Genomic DNA, 252 nt, shown 5'->3' with positions numbered 1-252 from the left:
CTCGCCGGACGGCCCGACCGGGCGCCTCGGCCTGCTGGAGTTCCGCGCCTTCGAGATGCCGCCGGACGCGCGGATGAGCCTCGCGCAGCAGCTCCTGCTCCGCGCCCTCGTGGCCTGGCTATGGCGCGAGCCGCAGACCGGCGGCTGTGTCCGCTGGGGCACGAACCTCCACGATCGGTTCATGCTGCCGCATTTCCTCTGGTCCGACTTCCTCTCGGTGCTGGAGGATCTCCGGGCGGCGGGGTACGATTT

The 252-nt window shown here is 71.0% G+C and carries 1 protein-coding gene; it reads left to right on the top strand.

The window, feature by feature from the left end:
* Positions 1-252: transglutaminase family protein (locus tag C1X29_RS30140; RefSeq protein ID WP_146023333.1), on the top strand; the 252-nt coding region annotated here is incomplete at both ends.

The organism is Pseudomonas sp. GW456-12-10-14-LB2 (assembly GCF_002884345.1).
Lineage (GTDB): Bacteria > Pseudomonadota > Gammaproteobacteria > Pseudomonadales > Pseudomonadaceae > Aquipseudomonas > Aquipseudomonas paraglycinae.
This window is presented reverse-complemented; position numbering and strand designations above follow the sequence as displayed.